Here is a 23,210-nt window from a genome sequence, read left to right as displayed (position 1 = left end):
GCGTTGTGGCCGCTCCACTGTGAGGAGAGACGCCCATGAAGTACATCGTTGCCGGTCATCAGGCCGTCACTGACGCGGAGTTCGCGGAACTGGCGCTCGGTACCCCGGTTGAACTGTGGCTGGGAGTGGAGGGAGAGAGCGACGAGGAGCGTGCGGCGCGTCTGGACGCGGCGCGTGACATCCTGGCCGACCCCGAGTACCGGGAGCTCCCGGACGATCTGATCCGCTTGGCCGCGCGGGTGGTTGAGGACCACCTGGACCTGTTCAACGTGGTCCCGCTGGTCCGCCCTGCCCGCCGCCGTGCGGCAGGTCGGGGGGTGGCTGCATGAGTGCCGCCGGACAGGATCTGACGGCCGCGCACGCCGAGGTGAAGGCGGAGATTGCGCGGACCGACACCAAGACAGGTCTGCTGCTGGCGTTCGTCGGCGCGGTGCTCGCCGGCGCGTGGACGGTGGCGCGTGACCTGCCGCTGAACGCCCCCGCGTACGTGGCGGGCGGACTCGGTCTAGCGCTCATGGTTGCGGCGGCCGGTCTGCTGCTGCGGTCGGTGCGGCCGAACCTGCGCGGGCGGCACGGCTTCCCGCTGTGGGCCACGCTGACGCCGCAGGAGATTCCCGCCGCGGTCTCCGGTGATCTCGCCGCCGACGTCGCAGGCTTGTCCCGGCTGGCGGTAGCCAAGTTCACCTGCCTGCGCCGCGCCATCGACCTGACCTTTGCGGGTGGCGCCCTGCTCATCCTGGCTGCCCTGCTCGCGTTGGGGGGTGTGGCATGAACGACGGTCTGACGCTCGACGGCCTGGCCGTGCCGCTGCGGGCGCTACGTCTGCTGGTTGTGGACTTCGGGCACCTGCCGGCACCGACCGTGGGCATCTCACCCATCTACCCGGACCGGTTGGAGCTGGCGCTTCACTCCGGTCTGACCGGGTTCGAGGCCTGGCGCGAGGCGTTGGGCGTCGCTCCCGAGGAGGTGACCTACCGCTTGCAGAGCGACGGCCGAACGCGCGTCCTGCGCACGACCATCGCGTACGCGGGTGCCGAGCTGGAGTTGGTCGGCTACGGCGACGTCCCCGCCCCGGCATCGGTCGGGGCAGCGGCTTGATGGCCGCGCTGGCCAAGTGCTTCGACCCGACCGGCGCCCGCTACGGCATCCCCACCTACCCCTGGCGCTGTGCACCGGACGGATTCGCGACCAGACGGCAGTTACGAGCCCGTGGCCTGCGCCCCGGCGGACAGCCGATCGCGGCACAGGTGCTCCGGCCGCGCTGCCGACGCGGGCCACTGGTCGCTTACCTCTACAGGCTCGAAAAGGCCAAGCCGGTACGGCCGATGACCCCGGCCAAGCGCCGGGCCCTGGGCTGCGCGATGCGCGCCCGCCGTACCTGCCCGCAGTGCCGCCGGGATGCCGGATACGTCATCCCCGTCTCGCTCGGGGTGTGCGTCCCGTGCGCCTACCCCGACGACCAGCAAGCCGCCTGACCGCCTGGTTCGGCGGTAACTTCCCGAGAAGGAGCAAGCCGTGAAGCATCCCCCGGAACGGTCCCTGAGCTGGGGCCAGGCACTTGTACTGGTGGCCGCCGCGCTGCCCATGGTCGCCGCCGGCGGTCTGGGAGCGTGGGGCACCTACACCAACATCACGTCCGTGTTCCACCGCTCCGCCACCGCGCTGGGTGTGGTCGCCGCGGGTGAGGGCGCCACCCTGGTGCTCGCGCTGACCCTGGTGGGCCTGACCATGCTGGGCCAGTCCTCCCCGGCGCCCGTGCGCATCGGGCTGTGGACGCTGCCCGCGGTAGCTTCCCTGACCGGCGCCGTCATCGCGCCGTCCGGCACGGAGTCGGTGGTGTTCGCCTTCACCCCCATGGCCATGTGCGTGGCCGCGGAGGGCATGGGCCTGCTCGCGCGCCGCATCGTGGTCTACCGCACCGGCGTGGACGCCGAAGCCCAGCGCCGCAACGCCGAGGTCATGCAGAAGCTCGCCTACCACCGGGCCCGCGCCGCCAACCACCCCGACGAGGACGCCCGCCAGGACTCCGAGCGGGAGTCCTGGAAGCTCGCCAAGAAGGTCGGCACCGGGGATGCCCTGCTCGGGGCGCGCCTGGTCGACGTGCAGCGGGAGCGGATGACGATCGGCGCGAACGATGCACTGGCGGGCATGTTCGCCCTTCCCGTCACGGCCCCCGCCACGGGCGTGACGGCCGCCCCCGAACCGCGCGCCGTCGAGGCCGCAGGCGAGGAGGGCGTCACACCCCCCGTCACGGATGAAGACACGCAGGTCACGGGCGAATTGGAGACCGTGCCGCCGCAGGGCGTCACGCCCGTGACGGCCCCCGTCACACCGCCCGTGACGCTGGACGAAATCGCCGCCGTGTCCGGGGTCGACGCGCCCGCGATCGGGGAGCCGCTCAGCGACGCTCAACTCGTCGTCGTGCTGCGGCACCTGCGCTACAGCGACGATCCGCCGCTGTCCTACCGCCAGGCCGTCGCCGCGTTCCGTGAGGTGGGGTTCGTCGGCGGGGAACAGCGCGTGCGCAAGGCGTGGGGCTCGCTGATGTCCCACGAGGAATCCGACCTGAACTGATCACCCGCCCCAACCAGCAAGGAGCCAGCGTGAAGTGCGAATTCTGCGCCGAGGACAAGCCGGACGTGCGCGTCAGGCGGGACCCGTTCGCCTGGGAAGTCTGCGACGAGGACTGGCAGGTAGCGATGTGTGATCCGTGTGAGCAGAACCGCGCCGACGAAGCCTGACGCACCCCGCACGGCTTCGTCACGCACACCTTGTCCGGCACACACCAATGACGGCCAGCCCAGGCGAATTGGGCTGGCCGTCGTTGCGACTGCCGGAAGCAGTCGACCGCACCAGTGAAGCAGACCCGGTGAGCCCCGGCGAGCGGCACCCTCGCAGACCCGGCGCAGACCCGGTGAGCTGAACACACCACCCGACCGGACAAGAGCACGAAGGGAGTTGAGCCGATGAGCGGCGCCGGCTACTGGTCCAAGGCGATCGCGAAAGCGGATGCCATCTCACCCAAGGCGGGTGCGCTGAAGCGGCTGGACCGTTTCCGCGGGGCCGTCGCCAAGCTGGACCCGGCGATGCAGCTTCGCGCCTGGAACGAGCTGAAGGCGGCCGTCCAGGCGATCACGGAGAGGTACGCACGGTAATCGTTCACGTTCACGTTCACGCGGGGTGGACATGAACGATTCCATGCCCTATACGCGTGCGTACGCGTGCGAGGCAGGCGTTCACGTCCCTCCGGTGACCACCCGTGAGGGGACAGCATGGAGATCCTGCTGCTCTGCGCCCTCGCCTTCCTGGCGGGCAAACAGAGCGAAGCGGAGTCGATGGGCCTCGGTCCGGCAGACCGAGCCCTGGCCAAGGAACAGCGCCGCCACGAGAAAGCGGTGCGGGAGATCGCGGACAAGCACGGCGTGCGGCCCCCGGCGCCCCTGCCGGGCGTCTCGCCGTGGAAGGAACCTGCCCCCGCCACGGGGGCCCCGGTCGTCCCGGGCACCTTCCGCTCCGGCTACCGCAGCCACGTCCCGGTGGAGCGCACCTACACCCCGATGGGCCGTCGCGCGGGACGGGCCGGCGCCTGGGCTGCGCGCGGCGTCGCCTGGGCCAAGGACACCGGCAAGAGCGCGGTGCGCGAGTACCGCGAACGCCGCACGGCGGAGGGGCACGACGACCCCGCCCCGGTCCTGGTGCCCTTGCCCCCGACGGTCCCGCCGGCGGTGCCGCCGATCCCGAAGGAGGCGCCCACCGTTCACGAGAAGCCGGAGCCCACAGCGGGCCCCGGACCTCCGGAGGCCGCCCCGGTCTATCCCGACGATGCCGAGGTGGCGCGATGGACTGAGGTGCTGGAGCGCGCCGGACTGGGCATCGAGCCGGATCCCGCCATCGTCGAGGAAGCCGCCGAAGAGCCCGCCAGGGTGCCGGAGGAGGCATCCGAGCCGGAGAGCGCCAGGGAGGCGCAGACAGCGCCGGAGACGGCCGCTGAAGAGCGCGCGACGGTCCCGGAGCCCCGCAAGCCGGAGGACGGCGCAGCAGCCGACACGGCTGCCGAGAAGGCGCCGGAGCCTGCGGCAGAAGGCACCACCCCCGCTACACCGCCGGGATCCGCCCCGGGTTCCGGAACGGCACGGACACGAAACGGAGTTGGCCGTATGGCAGCGGAAGTCACCTACGAGTCCGTGATGGACGAGAGCGACGAACTGTCGCTGATGTGCGACGAGGACGTGAAGGTCTACGACCGGATCGGCGTGCGCTGCGAGCGGGAGATCGGCCGTGCCGATGCGCTCATTGCCGACGCGCGCAACGCGGGCGTTGGCGAGTCCGTCATCGGCTGGATTTCCCGGGCCCTGGAGAAGTACCAGGGCATCCACTCCAGCCTGGACGAACTCAAGGACAACACTGTCGCCCAGGGCGAGGCCGTGATCAAGGCCAAGACCCTGCTGGAGACCGGGCAGGGCGTCTACGCGGACATCGCCAAGGACATGGAGGACGTCGCCGACCGCGAGTTCTATGTCTCGGACGCCGTCGACTCCGAGGACACCAACGCGCACACCGAGACCTACGAGACCCGGGGGGCCTGACCATGGGGGCAGCAAAGACCGTCGGCAGCGTCATCACCTACGCGGCCGTCATCGCCCGTGCGGGCGCCTACGCGATCAGGGCCGCGCGCACCAAGTCGGCCGTGGAACGGCTTCAGGCCCGCTTCCAGGACCGGGCGGACTCCGCCCGCTATCTCTCCGACGCGATGACCCTGCTGAGCGTCGACGAGCCGACGACCACCGCGTACATGGAGGTCGCGACGCTCTCGGAGGCGATGGCCGTCAACGTCGGCAGGATCGTCTCCGAGGCGGACGGGCTGTCGAACGCGGCTGAGGGGCTGAGCCAGGAGGCGCAGGCGCAGCACGGGCGGATGGCGGACGCGAACCGCACGCACTCCGTGCAGATGGCCGACCGGGAGTTCATCAAGCGTCGCTGACCCGCGCCGCACGGGCGCAGGCCGGAGATCACGAACACCGCTGAGGGCGGGGCCGTTGGAGCGGCCCCGCCCTCTGTCATCGCGAACGGAGTAGGAGCCCGATGACAGCAACGACCGTAGCGAACAAGGAAACCGAAAAGCAGGAGGTCAGCGGCCTGCGGTTGAAGGTGGCCGAACTCCAGCGCTCCCCGGGCCTGTATGCGGGGGGTGCCCTGGCCGCCGCGGGTGCCCTGCTCAGCGGCGAACTGTTGATGGTCACCACCCTGGGCACGAGTGCCGTGGCCGCCGGATGGACGGCCCTGGGCATGCTGCCGGGCCCGTGGCGGTGGCTGCCCGGCCAGGGCGAGCCCTGGGAGTGGATGTGCCGCAGCAGCCGCCGGGGCTACCGCCGCAGCCTGCGCCGGATGCGCCGGCGCCTGAAGGTCGCACCGTACGAGCCGCTGCCAGGCTGGTACGCCCACCCCGACCGCCCCGCCCTGGTACGGGCCGCGACAGCCGAGGTCCGCAAGCGCCGCTGCGAGGCGCTGCGCGCGGCCTGGTCCCGGCTGCTGCCGGACTGGGAGCGCGGCTGGTGGCGCCGGTACAGCCCGGCGGAGATCGCGCTGCGGGCCGGTCCTCTGGTGGCGCTGCCCGCCTCCGGCTACATAGAACTGCCCTGGTGGGGACGCCTCGTCGCAATGGCCGCGGGCACCTCTTGGGGGGTGTGGGTGTGGGACAAGCCCGACCCGCGCACGACAGCTCCAGCCGCCGGGCATGACGAGGACTGGTACCTCACCCGGTGGGCGGAGTGGATCGCCGCCGACCGGGGCCCGCTGCCTGCCTCCAATCTCACCTCGGTCGTGCTGGACGAGGACAAGCTGACGGCGGTCATTGTCTCCACGACCGCCAAGTCGGCCCTGTCCGTGGGCCAGGACGAGGTCTCGATTGCCTTCGAGGTCCCGCCGCGCGCGGTGAACATCTACCGGCCCGACGACATGGCCGCCAACCGGGCCAAGCTGACCGTGCGGCTCAAGCCGCTCACGGTCAAGGCGGGCGATGACCTGCCGTCGGTGTGGCAGGAGTACAACCCGTACGAGGGCAGTGAGCTGTACGGCGTGGAGGAGACCGAGACCGGCCGCAAGTTCACGATCCTGCTGCCGCGCAAGGGCACGTCAGCCACGGCCGTGCAGCCCCGCGCGATCGCCCAGGCGCTCGACATGCCCGGCGAGGAAGCCGTCTCCCGCTTGCACCTGCGGGCCCTGGACGCCCGCCGGATCGAGGTCAACGAGATGATCTCGAACCCGCTGCAGGACGGCGTCCCGCTGGACCTGGACGCGCTGCGCATGGACGCCAACGGCTACGTGACGGTCGGCCGCGACATCTACGGCCAGCCCGCCCGGTGGCGCCTGATGATCCCCAACGCGGGCAAGTTCGGCCTGTCCGGAGCCCCGGGCATGTCGGCCGTGCACTCCTTCGACTCCGGCACCACCGGGGCGGGCAAGACCTCCCTGGAGGAAGCCCTGCTGATCGCCCAGGCCCTCAACGGGTTCGTCTCGTGGGTGGCCGACGGCAAGGGCGGGGTGGGCTACGCGTCGTGGACCGATGACCTTGACTGGCTGGTCAAGTCCCCGCTCGGGTTCGCCCTGATGGCGCAGGCCGCCTCCAACGTGGGCAAACACCGGTTTGCCGAGCAGATGCGCATGCAGTGGCGTGACGCGGACGGCGACCTGGAGACGGGCCGGTCGTTCTTCGTGCCGGGCGAGCCGTTCGCGCCCATGGCGGTGACCTTCGACGAGTTCAACGAGATGGCCAAGGACGGCAGCCGCAGCAAGAACGCCGCCGCCGTCCTGCGGGGCGTCTCGCACCTGGGACGCCAGACCCGCGCCGCCGGCATCGGGGCGCGCGCCCACGTGCAGCTGCCCAACCTGGACGCCATCGGCTCGAACGCCGACGCCAACGCGGTGCGGGACATGCTCCAGTCCGGCAACATCGCCCTGTTCCGCACCGCGCGCACCGACGTGGACACCATGTCGCTGGGCTCGCGCACCCCCGAGTTCCGCCTTGAGCCGATCCCCGAGACGTTCCCGAACGGGTCCGGCACCGGGGGCCTGTGCTACATCGCCGACGGCGGAGCGCAGTACACGCAGTCCCGCGTCATGTACCACCACAACGCGGCCAAGGTGTTCCGCACGCTGCCCCAAAAGACCCTCACAGACCGCGAGGCGGACGCGGCCGGTATCGCCTACCTGCACCGCGACGAGTACCGGCACATGGACGCCACGGAGGAAGAGGCGTTCCTGACCGCCCTGCTCAAGTCCAAGTCCGGCAAGAAGAGTTCAGGCGTCGTCGTCATCGACATGCACAAGTCCGCGGCCCCGGCCGTCGAGGCCGACGCGAACGCAGACGTCGAGGACGAAGACCTGGACACCCTGGTGCCCCTTCCGCCCCGGGTTCGCGTGTGGAACGCCGTGGACGGCGGAGCACGGCGCAACAAGCAGATCGCCGAGGTCACCGAGCTGAAGCCGTCCAACGTCGCCAACGTGACGGCCCGGCTCGAACGCCTCAACAAGCTCACGCAGGTCGGCCTCGACTGGCACACGGCCGAACGTCTGGACGCCTGAGACGACCCTCGAAACGGAGTACCCGAATGACCATCACCGCCACCGCCCTGTTCCTGATCATCGCCGCCGCTCTCGGCATCTGGATGTGGAAGGACCGCGGTTTCAAGAAGCGCGAGTTCATCGCGGTCTCGCTGTTTTGGATCTGCCTGGTCGCCACCCCGTGGGGCGGCAACGTCGTCAGCACCGTTCAGCACATGCTCGGCACCGGTGCCCAGACCGCCAGCCAGACCGTGAACAACGTCGGCAGCAAGTAGGCCAGTTCGGCACGAGACCGCCCCGCTCCCTTCCGGAGGCACGGGGCGGTCTCTGCCGTTCGAGCCGTCTCCCGAGCAAGGAGCGCATATGTCCCACGAGCTGACCCCCGAAGAGAAGGCGCACGCCGACGCGGAAGCAGCCCGGCTGATCGCCGACTGGATCAGCGACAACGGCCCCGTGGCCTCCGCGTACCGCGACACCACGCCCGTGCGTCCGACAGGAGCGCAGCCCGTGGCACAGCACGGACGCACCGCGATGAGCCAGAAGGCCACGGACATCAGCGGCGTGATGCTCGCCGCGGGCCTGGCCTCCCTCCCGATCGGCGGCATGACCGCCCTCGTGCTCTACGTGGTGGGGCAGACCAGCCCGGTCAACCTCGCCATCGGCGCCGGTGCCCCCGTCGGCCTGGTCCTCGCGGGCGGCATCGCCGCAAAGATGATCGGCCGCGCCGTCAAGGAAGGCGGTGAGGGCGTCGCCCAGGCAGCGTCCGCGATGCCGCCAGGCCAGGTGCACAACCACCATCACGGGACCTCGTACATCGAGAACAGGACCCTGCACGTCAACACCGACACCCGATGGCTCGGCAAGACCCACAACGAGATCCACGGATGAATCCCACCGGGAAACAGACTGTTCCCCAGTAGCCACCGGCGGTCGCACCTGGAACGCAGGATCCCCCGCCGTCTCCCGGAGAAAGGCTCACCTCCGGCCTTTGAGGCATGTCTGTCATTGAGGGCTCGCACCCGCGAGGGTGCGGGCCCTCTCGCATGCGCACCTCCGGACGCTCCGTCCAGTCCTCGCCCACCCGCCCCGGCGCGGCATGCGAGCACTGAACAGGCCGCCCGGCCTCCCCCACCACCCCACCCAGCGAAGGAGACCCCGTTGTGGCGAAAGCCCCGACCGTCATAGGTGTGCTCACCGAACCCACCCCACCCACCTGGTGGCAGGCCAACCGGCACAAAGTCCTCGCCATCGCCGGACTGCTCATCGGCCTGTACGTCGGCACCCACCAGGACGGAACCCACCAGCCATCCCGGGCCCCGCACCCCGGCCACACCAGGCCCACACCATCCACGCCCGGACCGAGCAGCACGAACACGGCCCCTGACACACAGCCTGACACCGGTCACGCCAGCGCCGGCGGTGCTGGCCGCATCACCATCGGAATCTTCAGTTCCAATCGCTGACCTGCAAAGGAGCACCGTGTTCGAGATCCGCATCATCTGCGACCCCGCCGACACCGATCACGTTGTCGCCGCGTTGGACGGCGCATTCAACGCCGGAACCGTGACCGTCTATCCGAGCCGGGACGGCGAGAAGAACCGCCTCTACCTCCGCGCCGACCACAAGCACACGCCCGAGCGGGACCGCACGGACTGGCCCAGCGCCCTCCAGGCGTACGCCGCCGCACCCGAGCCGGGCGGTGAGCTGGTGTGGCTCAGCAACACCGGAGACCGGGGGCGTGAGTGGTGGCTGCGTCGCGCGGCCCTCATGGACCGCATGGCCAGCGGCCTCATCCCCGGCTACACGGCCAGCAGCAGCAACGCCCTCGACCTGGCAACCCGGCTGATGGCCCTCGACAACGCCTTCGACGGCTACAACCCGCGCGCCTACGTCCGACAGCAGTACGCCGCATGGCGCCAACAGGAACAGCGGCCCGAATCGCCCTTCTAGCGACGCCAAGGGCGGCCCCCCTCATCTCGCCAAAGATCACGGGGCCGCCCTTGCCACCCAGCATCCATCTACGGAACTGGAGACCCCCAGCATGACCCAACCCACCGACATCCGGCGAGCAGCCGACAGGCTGTGCCGCGATCTGACACATGTCGTGATGTGGTCCGGCGGCATCACGTCATGGGCTACCGCCCGCCACGTCGTCGCCCAGCACGGCACGGCCCACACGGTCCTTCTCTTCGCCGACACCCTGATCGAGGACGAGGACCTGTACACGTTCAACGAGCAGGCCAGCGCGCAGCTTGGCGTACCGATCACCCGCGTCGTCGACGGCCGCGACCCGTGGCAGGTCTTCGAGGACAAGCGCTGGCTCGGCAACACCCAGCTCGCGCACTGCGCCCTTGAGCTGAAGCTGAAGATGTGCCGCGACTGGCTCGCCGCCAACCCGCAGCTCACGTTCACCAACACGGTGCTGTACATCGGTCTGGACTGGTCGGAGCCCGACCGTATCCCCGGCAACCGGGCCAGCTGGAAGCCGTGGCGCGCGGAATATCCCCTGACCGAGCCTCCGTACCGCGACAAGGACCAGCTCCGGGCGGAAGCCCGCGCGGCCGGGCTGATCGACCCCCGCCTGTACCGGCTCGGCTTCGCACACAACAACTGCGGCGGTATGTGCATCAAGGGCGGTCAGGCCCAATGGGTACGGCTGCTGAAGGTCTTCCCGGAGCGGTACGCCCGCGCCGAGGCCGCGGAGGAGAAGATGCGCCGTTTGCTCGGCAAGGACGTGTCGATCCTGCGGGATCGCCGGGGCGGCACAACGAAGCCGCTCACGCTGGCCGCGCTGCGCCGTCGCATCGAAGAGCAGCCCGAACAGCTCGACCTGTTCGACGACGGCGGCTGCGGCTGCTTCACCTCCACCTCGCCCCGGCAGGCCGCTGCATGAGGGAGCTCCTGCAAACCGCGCTCGACCTGGCCGCATCCGGCATTCCGCCTCTGCCCCTGCGGGTGGGGAAGGTGCCGTTCGGCAACTGCCGCCGCTGCGCCGACAACGCCTGCGGCGGTCGGCCGAACATGAAGACTCCGGGGCCGTGCGTCTGCCCCGGGCCCTGCCACGCGTGGGCTGCCGCGACCACCGACCCGGACGTCATCACCTCCGGGCCCTGGCGCCGCGCATGGCTGCACGCCGAGGCGATCGCCTACCACCCGGGCGGGGCGGGACTGACGGTTGTCGACCTGGACAACGCCGACGCGATCGCCTGGGCCCGCGAGAACCTGCCCGCCACACAGACCGTGCCCACCACCCGGGGCGAGCACTGGCTCTACCTCGGTCGGATGCACTCCGCGAACGCGGTCCGGCCTGGCGTGGACATCAAGTCGACCATGGCCTACGCCCGTTGGCTCGGCTTCGGTACCGGCGACATGGCCGAGCTGCCGGAAGTCGTGCGCGCGCTGGCCGCGAGCAAGCCCGCCCCGGTCCGGCCGGCGCCGACGGCCCTCACCCTGCCCACTGGGGGCGGGGAGTGCCCTCACCGCACGCCCGTCTATCTGGAGCGTGGCATCGCCATGGCGGAGCAGCGCATAACCGAGGCCTGCAGCGGCGTGCACGCCACGGTCTACCGCACGTTCCTGGCCGTGCTCTCGACGCACGGCCGGTGCGGCTGCCTCACCGAGGATCACATCGCCCGCCTGTTCACCGCCGCGCAGGCCAAGGGCGAGACCGCCCGGCACTGCACGGACGCATGGACCAACGCCCGCACCACGTTGGGGCTTTGAGCATGGAAGACGACGACAAGAACCCGGCCCGGAAGGTCATCGCGGACTACGCGCAAGAGCGCTTCCGCTACTTCCGCACCGCCGACGGCACCGTCTACGCACAGCGCAAAGGCCACCCCGTGGCCCGCCCGATCCGCTCCCAGGGCACCACCGGAAGCCACCGCCAAGAACTCCTGGTCGGCCTGTTCAAGGACGGACTCGGCACGTTCAACGGCACCGCGATGAAGGAGGCACTCGATTTGATCGAAGCACTCGCCCTCACCGAGCAGGTCCAGCCCGTCCACATCCGCGTCGCCCCAGGCCTGGACGGTGCCACCTGGCTGGACCTGGGCCGCAACGACGGCCGGTCCGTGCGCATCCACCCCACCGGCTGGGACATCGCCGTCCCCGACCCGAGCGAGGTGTGCTGGCGGCGCACCCAGCTCACCGGCGAACTGCCCCTGCCTGCCAAGGACACCAACGGCAAGGGCATCGACGCGCTGTTCCGGCTGTGCAACTTCGCAGGCGCCGAAACCGAGTGCCTGGCCATGGCCTGGCTAATCGGCTGCCTGGAACCCTCCGTGCCCGTCCCCGCACCCTTCCTCACCGGCCCCCAGGGCGCGGGGAAGTCCACCGGCGGGCGGATGCTCATCCGGCTCATTGAGGGCATGACGGGGGACCTGCGCCGGGCCCCGAAGGACGAGGACAACCTGATCGCGGCCGTGGCCGCGGGATGGGTCACGGCGCTGGACAACCTCTCCCACATGACCCCGGACCTGTCCGACGCGATGTGCTGCATCGTCACCGGAGCCGAGAGCGTCAAGCGCGCCCTGTTCACCGACGGAGACGTCTTCCGCGCCCGCTATCGCCGCCCCCTGCTCCTGACCGGCATCGACGTCGGCGTCATCCGCCCCGACCTCGCCGAGCGACTGCTGCCGCTGCGGCTGGAGCGGCCGAAGGTGCGGCGCACCGAGGCGGAACTGTGGGCGGAGTATGCGGAAGCCCTGCCTGTCATGCTCGGCTCCCTGCTGGACCTGACCGTCAAGGTCCGCGCCGCCACCGCGGAGACGCCAACCGACCTGCGCATGGCGGACTTCGCCCACCTGTGCGCGCAGCTCGACGAAGCGATGGGCCTCGGGGCGCTGGCGGCCTACCGGGCCGGGCTGGACGACCTCAACGACGACGTCATCGAGGGCGACCTGCTCGCGCAGACCGTGCTCCAGTACGCGGCCGGCATGGAACCCGGGGCGCAGGAGCGGATGTCGTCCGCGGAGTGGCTGCACCTGCTCACCCGGCTCTACAGCGGCGAGGACTGCCGCCCGCTGCCCAAGGGGTGGCCGACCACCGGCAAGGTCCTCTCCGACCGGCTCAAGCGCCTTCAGCCCACCCTCGCCGCCCGCGGCCTGGTCGTCGACTGGGGACGCACTAAAACGGCCCGCTACATCGAACTCACCGAACCCGTACCGGCACCCGGGCCGCAACAGGAGACCGCGTTCTGAACGCAAGGTCACCGCACAACAGCAAGAAGAGCACCCGGGGCGACGCGGCGATGGGTGCTCCTCTTGCTGTTCGGTGCGTAGCACCGGCCGAAGGACGTGCCGCGCAGCGGCTCCTTCTTCGCGCTCTGAGCCGCGCACAACAACAGACACCACCCCCTCTCTTTCCTAAGTAGGGGAATGCTGCGTCACCTGCGTCACCCACGCCGGAAAGCGGCCCCTGACCAGCAGAGAAGGCGGTGACGCAGAGCCCAACCGCCTGCGTCATCGTGCGTCACCTGCGTCACCCCCCGGTGACGCAGGTGACGCGGCGGTGACGCAGCCCCACCGTGCTCCGTCACCGATAACCGCAGGTCAGCGACCTGAATGACGCAGGTGACGCGGTGACGCAGAAATCCGAACCTCGGACAGGTGCCAGCCCAGCCATGACCAGAACCTCGAAGGAGTCGACTGTGGCACGCCCCCAGATGCTCAAGCTCCCCGAAGTCCTCGCAGAGATCAAGATGAGCCGCGCCGCCTTCTACCGCATGCGCGCCCGCGGCCACGCGCCCCGGATACGCAAGCTCCCCAACGGCCAAGTCCGCGTCAGCCGCGCCGACCTCGACGCCTGGTGGGAGCGCTGCGAGGAAACCGCCGTCTAAGGACACCACCCCTTCGAGCCCGCCCCAGATGGGGCGGGCTCTTTCGCTGCTCTGGAGAACAATGCCCCTCACTTACGACGTCCGCATCTACAGCATCGAGACCCGCCGCGACCGCCCAAAGCCCTACCGCGTCCGGTGGCTTGTGGGCCCCCAGAAGCATTCCAAGAGCTACACCGTCAAAGCCCAGGCTGACGGCCGTCGCTCGGAGCTGATGACCGCCCTGCGCAAGGGCGAACAGTTCGACGTAGAGACGGGCCTCCCCGCCTCCGAACTCCGCGCGCTGAACGGCTCCGTGACCTGGTACGAGCACACGCGTGCCTACATCGACCGCAGGTGGGACAAGCTCCCTGCCAAGTCGCGCCGCAACGACGCCGACGCCCTGGCCACCATCACCCCCGCACTCGTGAAGACAACCGTCGGGCAGCCCTCGCCCCGCATACTCCGCACCGCCCTGTACGGCTGGGCGTACAACAAGAGCCGCTGGTCCCAGGAGCACCCCAGCGACGTCACGGACGCGCTCCGCTGGCTGGAGAAGAACTCCCTGCCCGTGGCCGCTCTCGAAGACCCCGCCACGCTCCGTCTGGCTCTGGACGCCCTGTCGACACTCCTCAACGGCTCCTCCGCCGGCGCGCGCACGGCGCGGCGCAAGAGGGCATGCCTCAGTGACGTCTTGGGGCTCGCGGTCGAGCGGCGCTACTTCAGCGTTCCGGTCAACCCGCTATCCACCGTGAAGTGGTCGGCTCCGAAGTCGACCGAAGAGGTTGACCCGGCGAGCGTCGCCAACCCTCGCCAAGTGCGGGCTCTGCTTGAGGGCGTACGGGGGCAGGGTGAGCGGGGCGCACACCTGGAGGCGTTCTTCGGGTGCCTGTACTACGCCGCCATGCGCCCGGCCGAAGCGGTTGGGCTGACCGCGTCCCAGTGCCACTTGCCGAAGAGCGGGTGGGGCAAGCTCACCCTTCGCGGCGGAATCGTCCACGCCGGCCGCGACTGGACGGACGACGGTCGCGCCCACCAAGACCGTCACCTCAAGGCACGAGCACAGCGAGACTCGCGCGTGGTGCCCATCCCTCCCCACTTCGTCGCGATGCTCCGTTGGCACATCGAGCGCTACGGCACGGCTCCGGACGGCCGCCTGTTCCGCACGAACCGTGGCGGGGTGATTCAGGACACGGGGTACGGCGAGGTGTGGGCAAGTGCCCGAGTCGACGCACTGACGCCGGAGCAGGAGGCATCGCCGCTCGCCCGGCGACCGTACGACCTCCGGTGCGCCGGGGTCTCGTTCTGGCTCTACAGCGGAGTCGACCCGATGGAGGTGGCGCGTCGAGCCGGACACTCGGTCGCCGTGCTGCTGCGTGTCTACGCAAAGGTTCTGGCGCAAGCCCAGGAGCGAGCGAACCACCAGATCGAGGCTGGCCTGCGGGAATGGGACGGAGCTGGCCCATCCCCCGGGGGACGCCTGGGGGACACGCGCTGATCAGGCCTGGGACTCACCCGAGACTAGGTGAGACAAGCCACCCATTTCGACCCACGTTCGAATGACGTTGTTCGAATACGAAAAGACCCCCTCCGCTCTGCGTTTCCGCAGTTCGGAGGGGGTCTCTCTCAGCGTGGCGGCGCCAGGATTCGAACCTGGGAAGGCTGAGCCGGCAGATTTACAGTCTGCTCCCTTTGGCCGCTCGGGCACACCGCCGGGGTTGCTGCCGTTCGAACCGCTTTTCGGCGGTGCTCGCTGGCAACGACGTAAACAATACCCGATGCCGAGGGGTGCTTCGCCACCCGATTGATCTGCGCTCGGACGACCACGGGTGGCTAGGCTTGTCCGGATGCGGCCCGGCACCACACCGGGCTCGGCGGCCACCCCCACGCCCGCCGATCCGCACCCCACACGCACCCCGATACAAGGAGCCACAGGACATGGCCGACTCCAGTTTCGACATCGTCTCGAAGGTCGAGCGGCAGGAGGTCGACAACGCCCTCAACCAGACCGCCAAGGAGATCTCGCAGCGCTACGACTTCAAGGGCGTGGGAGCCTCGATCTCGTGGTCCGGTGACAAGATCCTGATGGAGGCGAACTCGGAGGACCGGGTCAAGGCCGTCCTCGACGTCTTCCAGTCCAAGCTGATCAAGCGCGGGATCTCCCTGAAGGCGCTCGATGCCGGTGAGCCCCAGCTGTCCGGCAAGGAGTACAAGATCTTCGCCTCCATCGAGGAGGGCATCTCCCAGGAGAACGCCAAGAAGGTGGCGAAGATCATCCGTGATGAGGGGCCGAAGGGCGTGAAGGCCCAGGTTCAGGGGGACGAGCTGCGGGTCAGCTCCAAGAGCCGCGACGACCTGCAGGCCGTGATCGCCCTCCTGAAGGGCAAGGACTTCGACTTCGCGCTCCAGTTCGTGAACTACCGGTGAGCGACGGCTGATCTCGGTGAGGGGAGGGTGCGAGAAGGTGCGCTGCGTCAACGGTGCGGGTGGGCACCCCGTCGGCGCCCACCCTCCCCTCCTGCCGGCTGCAGTCCTCGGGATGTGGCCAGTCCTGGTCGGACCTGCTCAGTCGCGCGAGTTGCCGAACAGAATGCGATAGACGATCAGCAGGACCAGCGAGCCGCCGATCGCCGCCGCCCAGGTGGCTCCGTCGTAGAAGTTCTTGGTGATCGGATGGTCCAGCCAGCGGGCCGAGATCCAGCCGCCGATGAAAGCGCCCGCGACGCCGATGAGCGTCGTGCCGATGAGGCCGCCCGGGTCGCGCCCCGGCAGCAGGAACTTGGCGATGGCCCCGGCCAGCAGCCCCAGGATGATCCAGCTGATGATCGTCATGCCGTGAACCTGCCCTCCCGCACTGTGCCTGCACTGTCCGAACGGTGTGATTTCGGTGCGGACAAGCTGTGCGCCGTGCGACGTGTTTCCGCCGTGCGCGCTCGTCTGCCGTCCGGCCCGGGATCCGGGTTGACCGGCTCGTAGCGCGCTTGTTCGTGCTCTGTTGGGAAAGAGGACGTCACGGTGGCACTCCCCGGTTGCAGCGATCAGTAGGGTGCAGGCATGTCACAGACCGCCTCCGCCGCCGAATTGCGGCGCACCCTCGGAGTCGGGGACGCCGTGGTCATCGGGCTCGGCTCGATGGTCGGTGCGGGCATCTTCGCCGCCCTTGAGCCGGCGGCCCGCGCCGCCGGTTCCGGGCTGCTGATCGGCCTCGCGGTCGCCGCCGTGGTCGCGTACTGCAACGCCACCGCGTCGGCCCGACTGGCCGCGCTTTACCCGGCCTCCGGCGGCACGTACGTCTACGGGCGCGAGCGGCTCGGGGTGTTCTGGGGTTATCTCGCGGGCTGGTCGTTCGTGGTCGGCAAGACGGCCTCCTGTGCGGCGATGGCGCTCACCGTGGGGGCGTACGTCTGGCCGGGCCAGGCGCATGCCGTGGCCGTCGCGGCCGTGGTGGCGCTGACCGCGGTGAACTACGGCGGCATCCAGAAGTCCGCCTGGCTGACACGGGCGATCGTGGCGGTGGTGCTGGCTGTCCTCGCTTCCGTGGTGGTGGTGTGCCTCGGCTCAGGCGCGTCGGACGCCGGGCGGCTGGGCATCGGCACGTCGGGTGGTGTGGGCGGGGTGCTGCAGGCGGCCGGACTGCTGTTCTTCGCGTTCGCCGGGTATGCGCGCATCGCGACCCTCGGCGAGGAGGTACGGGATCCCGCCCGTACCATTCCCCGGGCGATCCCGGTGGCTCTGGGCCTCGCGCTCGCGGTGTATGTGTGCGTGGCGGTGGCTGTCCTTTCCGTGCTGGGAGCCGATGGGCTCGGGCGGGCGGCCGCTCCGCTGGCCGAAGCGGTGCGGGCGGCCGGGGTGCCGGGGCTGGTGCCCGTCGTGCGGGCGGGTGCCGCAGTGGCCGCGCTGGGTTCCCTGCTCGCCCTGATCCTGGGCGTCTCGCGAACGACGCTGGCCATGGCCCGTGACCGACACCTGCCCGGCGCGTTGTCGGCCGTGCATCCGCGGTTCCAGGTGCCGCACCGGGCCGAACTCGCCGTGGGCACGGTGGTCGCCGCCCTGGCCGCCACGGTGGATGTGCGGGGCGCGATCGGTTTCTCCTCCTTCGGTGTGCTGACGTACTACGCCATCGCCAACGCCTCCGCATGGACGCTGAGTTCGGCCGCGGCCGCGCGGGTACTGCCGGCGCTGGGACTGGTCGGGTGCATCGTGCTGGCGTTCTCGCTGCCGGGGGTCTCGGTGGTCGTGGGCGCGGGGGTGCTGGTGGTGGGTGTAGTGGCGTTCGGCTTGCGGCGGCGAGTGGCTGGGCGGCCTCGCGTCTGACGTGGGGCGGTGGATGCGGCGGGAGATGCCGGACGCGGGTGGGCGGCAGCGGCCGACGGGGTGGTGTAAGGGGGCAGGTGGCCGGGCCACCCGGACAGCGGGGCGTCGGCGATGTGGGGCGCGCTGCGGTCAGGGCACCTGGTTCTGGGCCGTGCGTATGCGGAATTCGGTCCAGGGAACCATCGGGAATTCGTCGTCCATCACGTCGTACCAGCCAGTGCCCTCGACCCAGGCGTGCAGCCAGTCCGCGAGAGCGGGGGTGTCCACGAACCAGGCTCGCTCGGGGTCGCCCGGGTTGGGCTCGAACAGCAGGACCGTGGCCTGAGGGGAACGGCAGTCCACGCAGGCGTACATGGCGCATCCCCAGTGGGATATGGGCAGGACGCCCTCGGGCCAGGGCCAGTCCGGGTCCTTGCGGCCGCTCTCGCGGTTGGCGAGGTACTGCACGACGGCGGCGGCCTCGCCGGCCGGGGAACCGTCCAGCAGCGGCAACAGGCCGTACTCCGGGCCGAATCCGCCGTCCCCTATCCGCAGGTACAGCTCGGCGAGCAGCGGTGGGAGCGTGAAGCCCAGCGCGGCCTCGGCGCGGGTCACCGTGGCGGCGTCGACGGGCTCGGGGAGGGAGGTCCAACCCCAGGGCCGGGTGTCCCGCGCCTTGGCGGTCACCCGTGCCAGCAACTGCTCGTTCTCGGTCATGGGTTCATGATGCAAGGCGCCACTGACACTCGGGTGAGCCTGTGGACAACCACGGAGTTGGGGAGAGGCTGGCTGTGGAAAACGTCAGGCTGGAAAACGCCGGCTGTGGAGGTGCCGGGCACTGGAAAACGCCGGGCACTGGAAAACGCCAGGCTGTTGAGACGCGACGGCCGGGACAGGGGCCGGGGGAACCGCCGCTCTCTCGTCCGGGCCCTGCGACGGGACTGGCCGGCCGGGGCCGGACCGTACCTTCCGTTGAAGTGGTCGCCGTCAGCGCGCCGCGAACGGCTCGTCCGTCCGTACGATCTCGCGGCCGAGCGGCAGCAGCGAGACCGGGATCAGCTTGAAGTTCGCGATGCCGAACGGGATGCCGATGATCGTGATGCACAGCGCGATGCCGGTGACGATGTGCGTCAGCGCCAGCCACCAGCCGGCGAGGACCAGCCACAGCACGTTGCCGACGCAGGAGGGCGCCCCGGCGTCACGCCGCTCCACCGTCGTGTACCCGAAGGGCCACAGGGCGTAGACGCCAATACGAAAAGCGGCAATGCCGAATGGAATGCCGATAATCGTGATGCAGAGAAGGAGGCCCGCGCCGAGGTAGGCGAGGAACAGCCAGAAGCCGCTGAGGACGAGCCAGATGACGTTCAGGATGGTTTTCACTGGGGGCGACCTGCCATCTTCTCGAGCCGGGCGATGCGGTCCGCCATCGGCGGATGCGTCGAGAACATCTTGGAAAGACCCTGACCGGGGCGGAAGGGGTTCGCGATCATCATGTGGCTCGCGGTCTCGATGCGCGGCTCGGGCGGCAGGGGCAGCTGCTGGGTGCCCGTCTCCAGTTTGCGCAGCGCGCCGGCAAGGGCGAGTGGGTCGCCGGTGAGCTGGGCGCCGGACGCGTCGGCCTGGTACTCACGGGAGCGGCTGATGGCGAGCTGGATGACGGTGGCCGCGAGGGGGCCCAGGATCATGATGAGCAGCATGCCGAGGAGGCCGGGGCCGTCGTCGTCCTCGGAGCGGCCGATCGGGATCAGCCAGGCGAAGTTGACCAGGAACATGATCACGGAGGCGAGGGCTCCGGCGACCGACGAGATGAGGATGTCGCGGTTGTAGACGTGGCTGAGCTCGTGGCCGATGACGCCGCGCAGCTCTCGCTCGTCCAGGATGCGCAGGATGCCTTCCGTGCAGCACACGGCGGCGTTGCGCGGGTTGCGGCCCGTGGCGAAGGCGTTGGGGGCCTCCGTCGGGGAGATGTACAGGCGTGGCATGGGCTGGCGGGCCTGGGTGGAGAGCTCGCGGACCATGCGGTAGAGGGCCGGCGCCTCGAACTCGCTCACCGGTCGCGCGCGCATCGCGCGTAGCGCCAGTTTGTCGCTGTTCCAGTACGCGTACGCGTTCGTGCCCAGTGCGACGAGAACCGCGACGACGAGCCCCATGCGGCCGAAGAAGCTGCCGATGACGATGATGAGGGCGGACAGTCCTCCGAGGAGTACTGCGGTCCTTAGCCCGTTGTGCCGGCGGTGCACGGTACGCCCTCCAAGTCGTGCAGCAGGGGAACCCTTTGCTTGCGGATCTTGCTTGCCTGTCTCCGGTGCCACTGGTGTCGTGGTCGTCACGTCCAGTGGACCCTCCCGTCCTGCTCAACGCCAGGCGAGGGTCACTAGTTCCCTTGTGCGTACGGGGACATGCCTCGGCCGTCCGGGTGAGGTGCTCGGTGGGCTGCTCAGAAGAGGCCGGTGGCGGCGAAGCGGAGGACCAGCTGGGGGGCTCCGGAGAGGGCGACGCCGAGGACTCCGGTGAGGGTGATCGCGGCCGTCAGGGGCGCCGGGAGGTGGTGCTTGACGGGTTCGCCCTCGGGCGCGCGGAACAGCAGGGCCGTCCACTGGAGGTAGTAGAAGAGCGCGATGACGACGTTGACGGCCATGACGACGGCCAGCCAGCCGAGGCCGGCGTTCACGGCTGCGGAGAACACGGTGACCTTGGCGAAGAGTCCGATGATGCCGGGTGGCAGTCCGGCGAGGCAGAGCAGGAAGAAGGCCAGGAGGAGGGCGGCGAGGGGGTTCGTGGCGTAGAGGCCGCGGTAGTCGGTGATGCGGTTCGCGGTTCTTGTGCGGCCCACGAGTGCGGCCACGGCGAAGGCGCCGAGGTTCACGGCCGCGTACATCAGGGCGTAGGCGACCGTGGAGCCGACGGAGTGCTGGGCGTTGTCCGAGTAGGCGGCCGCGGCGATCGGTACGAGGAGGTAGCCGGCCTGCCCGACCGAGGACCAGGCGAGGAGGCGTACCGCGCTGTACGCGCGCGTGGCCTGCTGGCGAAGGGCGCCCAGGTTGCCGACGGTCATGGTGAGCGCGGCCAGTGCCGCGAGGGCGGGGCCCCAGACGTCGGCGTACGAGGGGAAGGCGACGACGGTGACGAGGATGAGGCCGGTGAAGCCGACGGCCTTGCCGACGACCGACAGGTAGGCGGCGATCGGGAGGGGCGCTCCGACGTAGGTGTCGGGCACCCAGAAGTGGAAGGGCACGGCGGCCGTCTTGAAGGCGAAGCCGACGAGGGTGAGGACGACTCCCGTCTGGGCGAGCGTGTGGAGTTGCCCGTCGACGTGTTGGATGCGGTCGGCGACCTGGGTGAGGTAGAGCGTGCCGGTGGAGGCGTACACGAAGCTGATGCCCATGAGGCTGACGGCGGTGGCGGTGACCGACGAGAGGAAGAACTTCAGGGCCGCTTCGGAGGACTTCTTGTCGCCGTGCCGGATGCCGACGAGTGCGAAGGCGGGCAGGGAGGCGACTTCCAGGGCGACGATCAGGGTCGCGAGGTCGCGGGAGGCCGGCAGCAGGGCGGCGCCGGCCGCGGAGGACAGCAGGAGGAACCAGTACTCGCCTTCGGGGAGCTGCCTGCCGCTGTCCTTGAGGGTGGTGACGGACAGCAGGGCGGCGAGGAGGGCGCCGCCGAGCACGAGGAACTGGATGACGAGGGTGAAGTGGTCCGCCGTGTAGCTGCACGCGCGTGTGCCGTGCACACAGAAGGTGGCGCGGTCGCCGTCCAGCAGGGGCAGGAGCATCAGCGCGGCGACGGCCAGACCCGCCACGGAGAACCAGCCGAGGAGCGGTTTGCGGGCGTCGGGGACGAACAGGTCGGCGACGAGGACGACGAGTCCGGCGGCTGCCGCGATGGTGGGCGGCGCGATGGCGAGCCAGTCGACGGACTGGACCAGGTTCGCGGCCAGGGGGCTCATCGGGTGCCTCCTGCGAGGAGTTGCTGGACGGCCGGGTCGGTGAGGCCGAGGAGGGCTCTGGGCCACAGCCCGGCGACGACGGTGAGGGCGACCAGGGGCGTCCAGGCCGCGAACTCGTACGTGTGGACGTCGGCCAGTCGCGGCGCTTCCTGCGGTACGGCGCCCATGCAGACGCGGCGGACCACGGCGAGCATGTACGCGGCGGTGAGAAGGGTGCCGAGGGCGGCGATGGACATGAAGGTGAGGAAGGCCGGGCGGCTGAGGTCGGCGGCGGGCTTGAAGGCGCCGAACAGGGCGAGCATCTCACCCCAGAATCCGGCCAGTCCGGGCAGGCCCAGGGAAGCGACCGCGCCGAAGGCGAGCAGGCCGCCGAGCCGTGGGGCCTTGCCGTAGAGCGCTGCACCGGTCTCCTCGGCCAGGGTGTCGAGGTCTGTGCTGCCCGTGCGGTCCTTCAGCGCGCCGACCAGGAAGAACAGGAGGCCGGTGATGAGGCCGTGGGCGATGTTGGCGAAGAGGGCGCCGTTGACGCCGGTCGGGGTCATGGTCGCGATGCCGAGCAGGACGAAGCCCATGTGGCCGACGGACGAGTACGCGATGAGCCGCTTGAGATCGCCCTTCGCGCCCCGCTTGGCGAGGGCCAGGCAGGCGAGGGATCCGTAGATGATCCCGACGACGGCGAAGGCCGCGAGGTAGGGGGCGAAGGTGTGGAAGCCGTGCGGTGCGATCGGCAGGAGGATTCGGACGAACCCGTACGTACCCATCTTCAGCAGGACGCCGGCCAGCAGGACCGAGCCGACGGTCGGCGCGGCGGTGTGGGCGTCGGGCAGCCAGCTGTGCAACGGCCACATCGGCGTCTTCACCGCGAGCCCGATCCCGATCGCCAGAACCGCGATGACCTGCACGGATGCAGTCAGCGACCGGCCATTGTCAGTGGCGAGTGCCACCATGTCGAAGGTGCCGGCCTTGATCCCGATCAGGAGCAGGCCGAGCAGCATGACGACCGAACCGAGCAGGGTGTAGAGGATGAACCGCCAGGCGGCCCTGGTCCGGTCCTCGCCGCCCCAGCGGGCGATGAGGAAGTACATCGGGATGAGCACCGTCTCGAACGCCAGGAAGAACAGCAGCAGATCGAGGACGGCGAAGGTCGCGAGGGTGCCGGACTCGAGGACCAGCAGCAGTGCGACGAAGGCCTTCGGGCTCGGGCCCGCAGCCCGCGGTGTCAGCCGCTGATGTTGCTGCCTGAAGTAGGAGTAGAGCGCGCAGAGGAAGGTCAGCAGCGCGGTCATGACCAGGAGGGGGAGGGAGATGCCGTCGATGCCCAGGTGGATGCGCACGTCGAGTGCGGGGATCCAGCTGATGTCGGTGCTGGCCTGCATCTTCGACGGGTGGTCGTGGTCGAAACCGAGCGCGAGGACGATCGAGGCGATGAGGACCGTGCCGGTCACGGTCACGCCGTGGCGGAGTACGGCCTGTTCCGGTGACTTCCCCTTCAGTCCGGGCGGAGCGGGCAGGAGAGCGGCGGCGGCGCCGAGGAGCGGGCCGACGACGACGAACGCCAGAAGGAACTGCATCACGGACTCGTTGATACCGATCACG

Annotated in this window: 27 protein-coding genes and 1 tRNA gene; 21 read left to right on the top strand and 7 right to left on the bottom strand. The window is 69.9% G+C overall.

The window, feature by feature from the left end:
* Positions 1–35: 35 nt before the first annotated feature.
* The 19 genes from ACIRVK_RS03785 to ACIRVK_RS03695 all read left to right on the top strand — a co-directional run bounded on the left by ACIRVK_RS03785 (position 36) and on the right by ACIRVK_RS03695 (position 14,873).
* Positions 36–329, top strand: a complete 294-nt coding sequence (locus tag ACIRVK_RS03785; RefSeq protein WP_398963018.1) for a hypothetical protein — start codon at positions 36–38, stop codon at positions 327–329.
* A complete protein-coding gene (locus ACIRVK_RS03780) occupies positions 326–772 on the top strand; it encodes a Pycsar system effector family protein (RefSeq protein ID WP_404243634.1) in 447 nt (148 codons plus the stop codon). The genes ACIRVK_RS03785 and ACIRVK_RS03780 overlap by 4 nt, the downstream gene beginning before the upstream one ends.
* Positions 769–1,098, top strand: a complete 330-nt coding sequence (locus ACIRVK_RS03775; protein WP_404243632.1) for a hypothetical protein — start codon at positions 769–771, stop codon at positions 1,096–1,098. Before ACIRVK_RS03780 ends, ACIRVK_RS03775 begins: the two co-directional genes overlap by 4 nt.
* Positions 1,098–1,475: an RRQRL motif-containing zinc-binding protein gene (locus ACIRVK_RS03770; protein ID WP_404243630.1), complete on the top strand. Its 378-nt coding sequence runs from the start codon at positions 1,098–1,100 to the stop codon at positions 1,473–1,475. Before ACIRVK_RS03775 ends, ACIRVK_RS03770 begins: the two co-directional genes overlap by 1 nt.
* A 40-nt stretch (positions 1,476–1,515) precedes the next feature.
* Positions 1,516–2,574 carry a hypothetical protein gene (locus ACIRVK_RS03765; protein ID WP_404243628.1) on the top strand — a complete coding sequence of 353 codons (1,059 nt, stop codon included), beginning with the start codon at positions 1,516–1,518 and terminating at the stop codon, positions 2,572–2,574.
* A gap of 29 nt (positions 2,575–2,603) precedes the next feature.
* Entirely contained in the window at positions 2,604–2,741 is a 138-nt protein-coding gene (locus ACIRVK_RS03760) for a hypothetical protein (protein WP_404243626.1), read from the top strand.
* A gap of 225 nt (positions 2,742–2,966) precedes the next feature.
* Positions 2,967–3,155 carry a hypothetical protein gene (locus ACIRVK_RS03755; RefSeq protein ID WP_404243625.1) on the top strand — a complete coding sequence of 63 codons (189 nt, stop codon included), beginning with the start codon at positions 2,967–2,969 and terminating at the stop codon, positions 3,153–3,155.
* 117 nt (positions 3,156–3,272) lie between these two features.
* Positions 3,273–4,586: a hypothetical protein gene (locus ACIRVK_RS03750; protein WP_404243623.1), complete on the top strand. Its 1,314-nt coding sequence runs from the start codon at positions 3,273–3,275 to the stop codon at positions 4,584–4,586.
* A gap of 2 nt (positions 4,587–4,588) precedes the next feature.
* Positions 4,589–4,981, top strand: a complete 393-nt coding sequence (locus tag ACIRVK_RS03745; RefSeq protein ID WP_404243621.1) for a hypothetical protein — start codon at positions 4,589–4,591, stop codon at positions 4,979–4,981.
* Between the two features lie 101 nt (positions 4,982–5,082).
* Positions 5,083–7,581 (top strand): hypothetical protein, encoded by a 2,499-nt coding sequence (locus tag ACIRVK_RS03740; RefSeq protein ID WP_404243619.1) that lies wholly within the window; start codon positions 5,083–5,085, stop codon positions 7,579–7,581.
* 26 nt (positions 7,582–7,607) lie between these two features.
* Positions 7,608–7,835, top strand: coding sequence for a hypothetical protein (locus tag ACIRVK_RS03735; protein ID WP_398963045.1), 228 nt, complete (start codon positions 7,608–7,610; stop codon positions 7,833–7,835).
* 88 nt (positions 7,836–7,923) lie between these two features.
* On the top strand, positions 7,924–8,448 hold the full coding sequence (locus ACIRVK_RS03730) for a hypothetical protein (RefSeq protein ID WP_404243617.1): 525 nt from the start codon (positions 7,924–7,926) through the stop codon (positions 8,446–8,448).
* A 272-nt stretch (positions 8,449–8,720) separates the two neighbouring features.
* Complete coding sequence (locus ACIRVK_RS03725) at positions 8,721–9,023, top strand: hypothetical protein (RefSeq protein ID WP_404243615.1); 303 nt, start codon at positions 8,721–8,723, stop codon at positions 9,021–9,023.
* A gap of 16 nt (positions 9,024–9,039) precedes the next feature.
* Positions 9,040–9,510 carry a hypothetical protein gene (locus ACIRVK_RS03720; protein ID WP_404243613.1) on the top strand — a complete coding sequence of 157 codons (471 nt, stop codon included), beginning with the start codon at positions 9,040–9,042 and terminating at the stop codon, positions 9,508–9,510.
* Between the two features lie 91 nt (positions 9,511–9,601).
* Positions 9,602–10,453, top strand: coding sequence for a hypothetical protein (locus tag ACIRVK_RS03715; protein WP_404243611.1), 852 nt, complete (start codon positions 9,602–9,604; stop codon positions 10,451–10,453).
* Positions 10,450–11,283 (top strand): bifunctional DNA primase/polymerase, encoded by an 834-nt coding sequence (locus tag ACIRVK_RS03710; RefSeq protein WP_404243609.1) that lies wholly within the window; start codon positions 10,450–10,452, stop codon positions 11,281–11,283. The genes ACIRVK_RS03715 and ACIRVK_RS03710 overlap by 4 nt, the downstream gene beginning before the upstream one ends.
* Before the next feature lie 2 nt (positions 11,284–11,285).
* Entirely contained in the window at positions 11,286–12,761 is a 1,476-nt protein-coding gene (locus tag ACIRVK_RS03705) for an ATP-binding protein (protein ID WP_404243909.1), read from the top strand.
* Between the two features lie 449 nt (positions 12,762–13,210).
* A complete protein-coding gene (locus tag ACIRVK_RS03700; RefSeq protein WP_404243607.1) occupies positions 13,211–13,399 on the top strand; it encodes a helix-turn-helix transcriptional regulator in 189 nt (62 codons plus the stop codon).
* 61 nt (positions 13,400–13,460) lie between these two features.
* Complete coding sequence (locus tag ACIRVK_RS03695; RefSeq protein ID WP_404243605.1) at positions 13,461–14,873, top strand: tyrosine-type recombinase/integrase; 1,413 nt, start codon at positions 13,461–13,463, stop codon at positions 14,871–14,873.
* A 134-nt stretch (positions 14,874–15,007) separates the two neighbouring features.
* Here ACIRVK_RS03695 and ACIRVK_RS03690 read toward each other — a convergent pair.
* Positions 15,008–15,089: transfer RNA gene (locus ACIRVK_RS03690), tRNA-Tyr, on the bottom strand.
* Positions 15,090–15,313: 224 nt separating this feature from the next.
* Between ACIRVK_RS03690 and ACIRVK_RS03685 the strand changes: the two genes are divergently transcribed.
* On the top strand, positions 15,314–15,802 hold the full coding sequence (locus tag ACIRVK_RS03685) for a YajQ family cyclic di-GMP-binding protein (protein ID WP_404243604.1): 489 nt from the start codon (positions 15,314–15,316) through the stop codon (positions 15,800–15,802).
* A gap of 138 nt (positions 15,803–15,940) precedes the next feature.
* On the opposite strand, the gene ACIRVK_RS03680 is transcribed toward ACIRVK_RS03685, so the two are convergent.
* Complete coding sequence (locus ACIRVK_RS03680) at positions 15,941–16,207, bottom strand: GlsB/YeaQ/YmgE family stress response membrane protein (RefSeq protein ID WP_404243602.1); 267 nt, start codon at positions 16,205–16,207, stop codon at positions 15,941–15,943.
* A 222-nt stretch (positions 16,208–16,429) separates the two neighbouring features.
* Between ACIRVK_RS03680 and ACIRVK_RS03675 the strand changes: the two genes are divergently transcribed.
* Positions 16,430–17,689 (top strand): APC family permease, encoded by a 1,260-nt coding sequence (locus ACIRVK_RS03675; protein ID WP_404243600.1) that lies wholly within the window; start codon positions 16,430–16,432, stop codon positions 17,687–17,689.
* A gap of 129 nt (positions 17,690–17,818) precedes the next feature.
* On the opposite strand, the gene ACIRVK_RS03670 is transcribed toward ACIRVK_RS03675, so the two are convergent.
* The 5 genes from ACIRVK_RS03670 to ACIRVK_RS03650 all read right to left on the bottom strand — a co-directional run bounded on the left by ACIRVK_RS03670 (position 17,819) and on the right by ACIRVK_RS03650 (position 23,209).
* Entirely contained in the window at positions 17,819–18,385 is a 567-nt protein-coding gene (locus tag ACIRVK_RS03670) for an SMI1/KNR4 family protein (protein WP_404243598.1), read from the bottom strand.
* A 270-nt stretch (positions 18,386–18,655) separates the two neighbouring features.
* Entirely contained in the window at positions 18,656–19,048 is a 393-nt protein-coding gene (locus ACIRVK_RS03665) for a YccF domain-containing protein (protein ID WP_404243596.1), read from the bottom strand.
* Entirely contained in the window at positions 19,045–19,908 is an 864-nt protein-coding gene (htpX, locus tag ACIRVK_RS03660) for a zinc metalloprotease HtpX (protein WP_404243594.1), read from the bottom strand. Before htpX ends, ACIRVK_RS03665 begins: the two co-directional genes overlap by 4 nt.
* Before the next feature lie 197 nt (positions 19,909–20,105).
* Positions 20,106–21,614, bottom strand: a complete 1,509-nt coding sequence (locus ACIRVK_RS03655; RefSeq protein ID WP_404243592.1) for an NADH-quinone oxidoreductase subunit N — start codon at positions 21,612–21,614, stop codon at positions 20,106–20,108.
* A complete protein-coding gene (locus ACIRVK_RS03650) occupies positions 21,611–23,209 on the bottom strand; it encodes a NuoM family protein (RefSeq protein ID WP_404243590.1) in 1,599 nt (532 codons plus the stop codon). Before ACIRVK_RS03650 ends, ACIRVK_RS03655 begins: the two co-directional genes overlap by 4 nt.
* Position 23,210 lies beyond the last annotated feature (1 nt).

This window comes from Streptomyces sp. NPDC101152 (assembly GCF_044768275.1).
Classification (GTDB): domain Bacteria; phylum Actinomycetota; class Actinomycetes; order Streptomycetales; family Streptomycetaceae; genus Streptomyces.
Note: the sequence above shows the minus strand (reverse complement) of the source record. Positions and strands in the feature narration are given on the sequence as shown.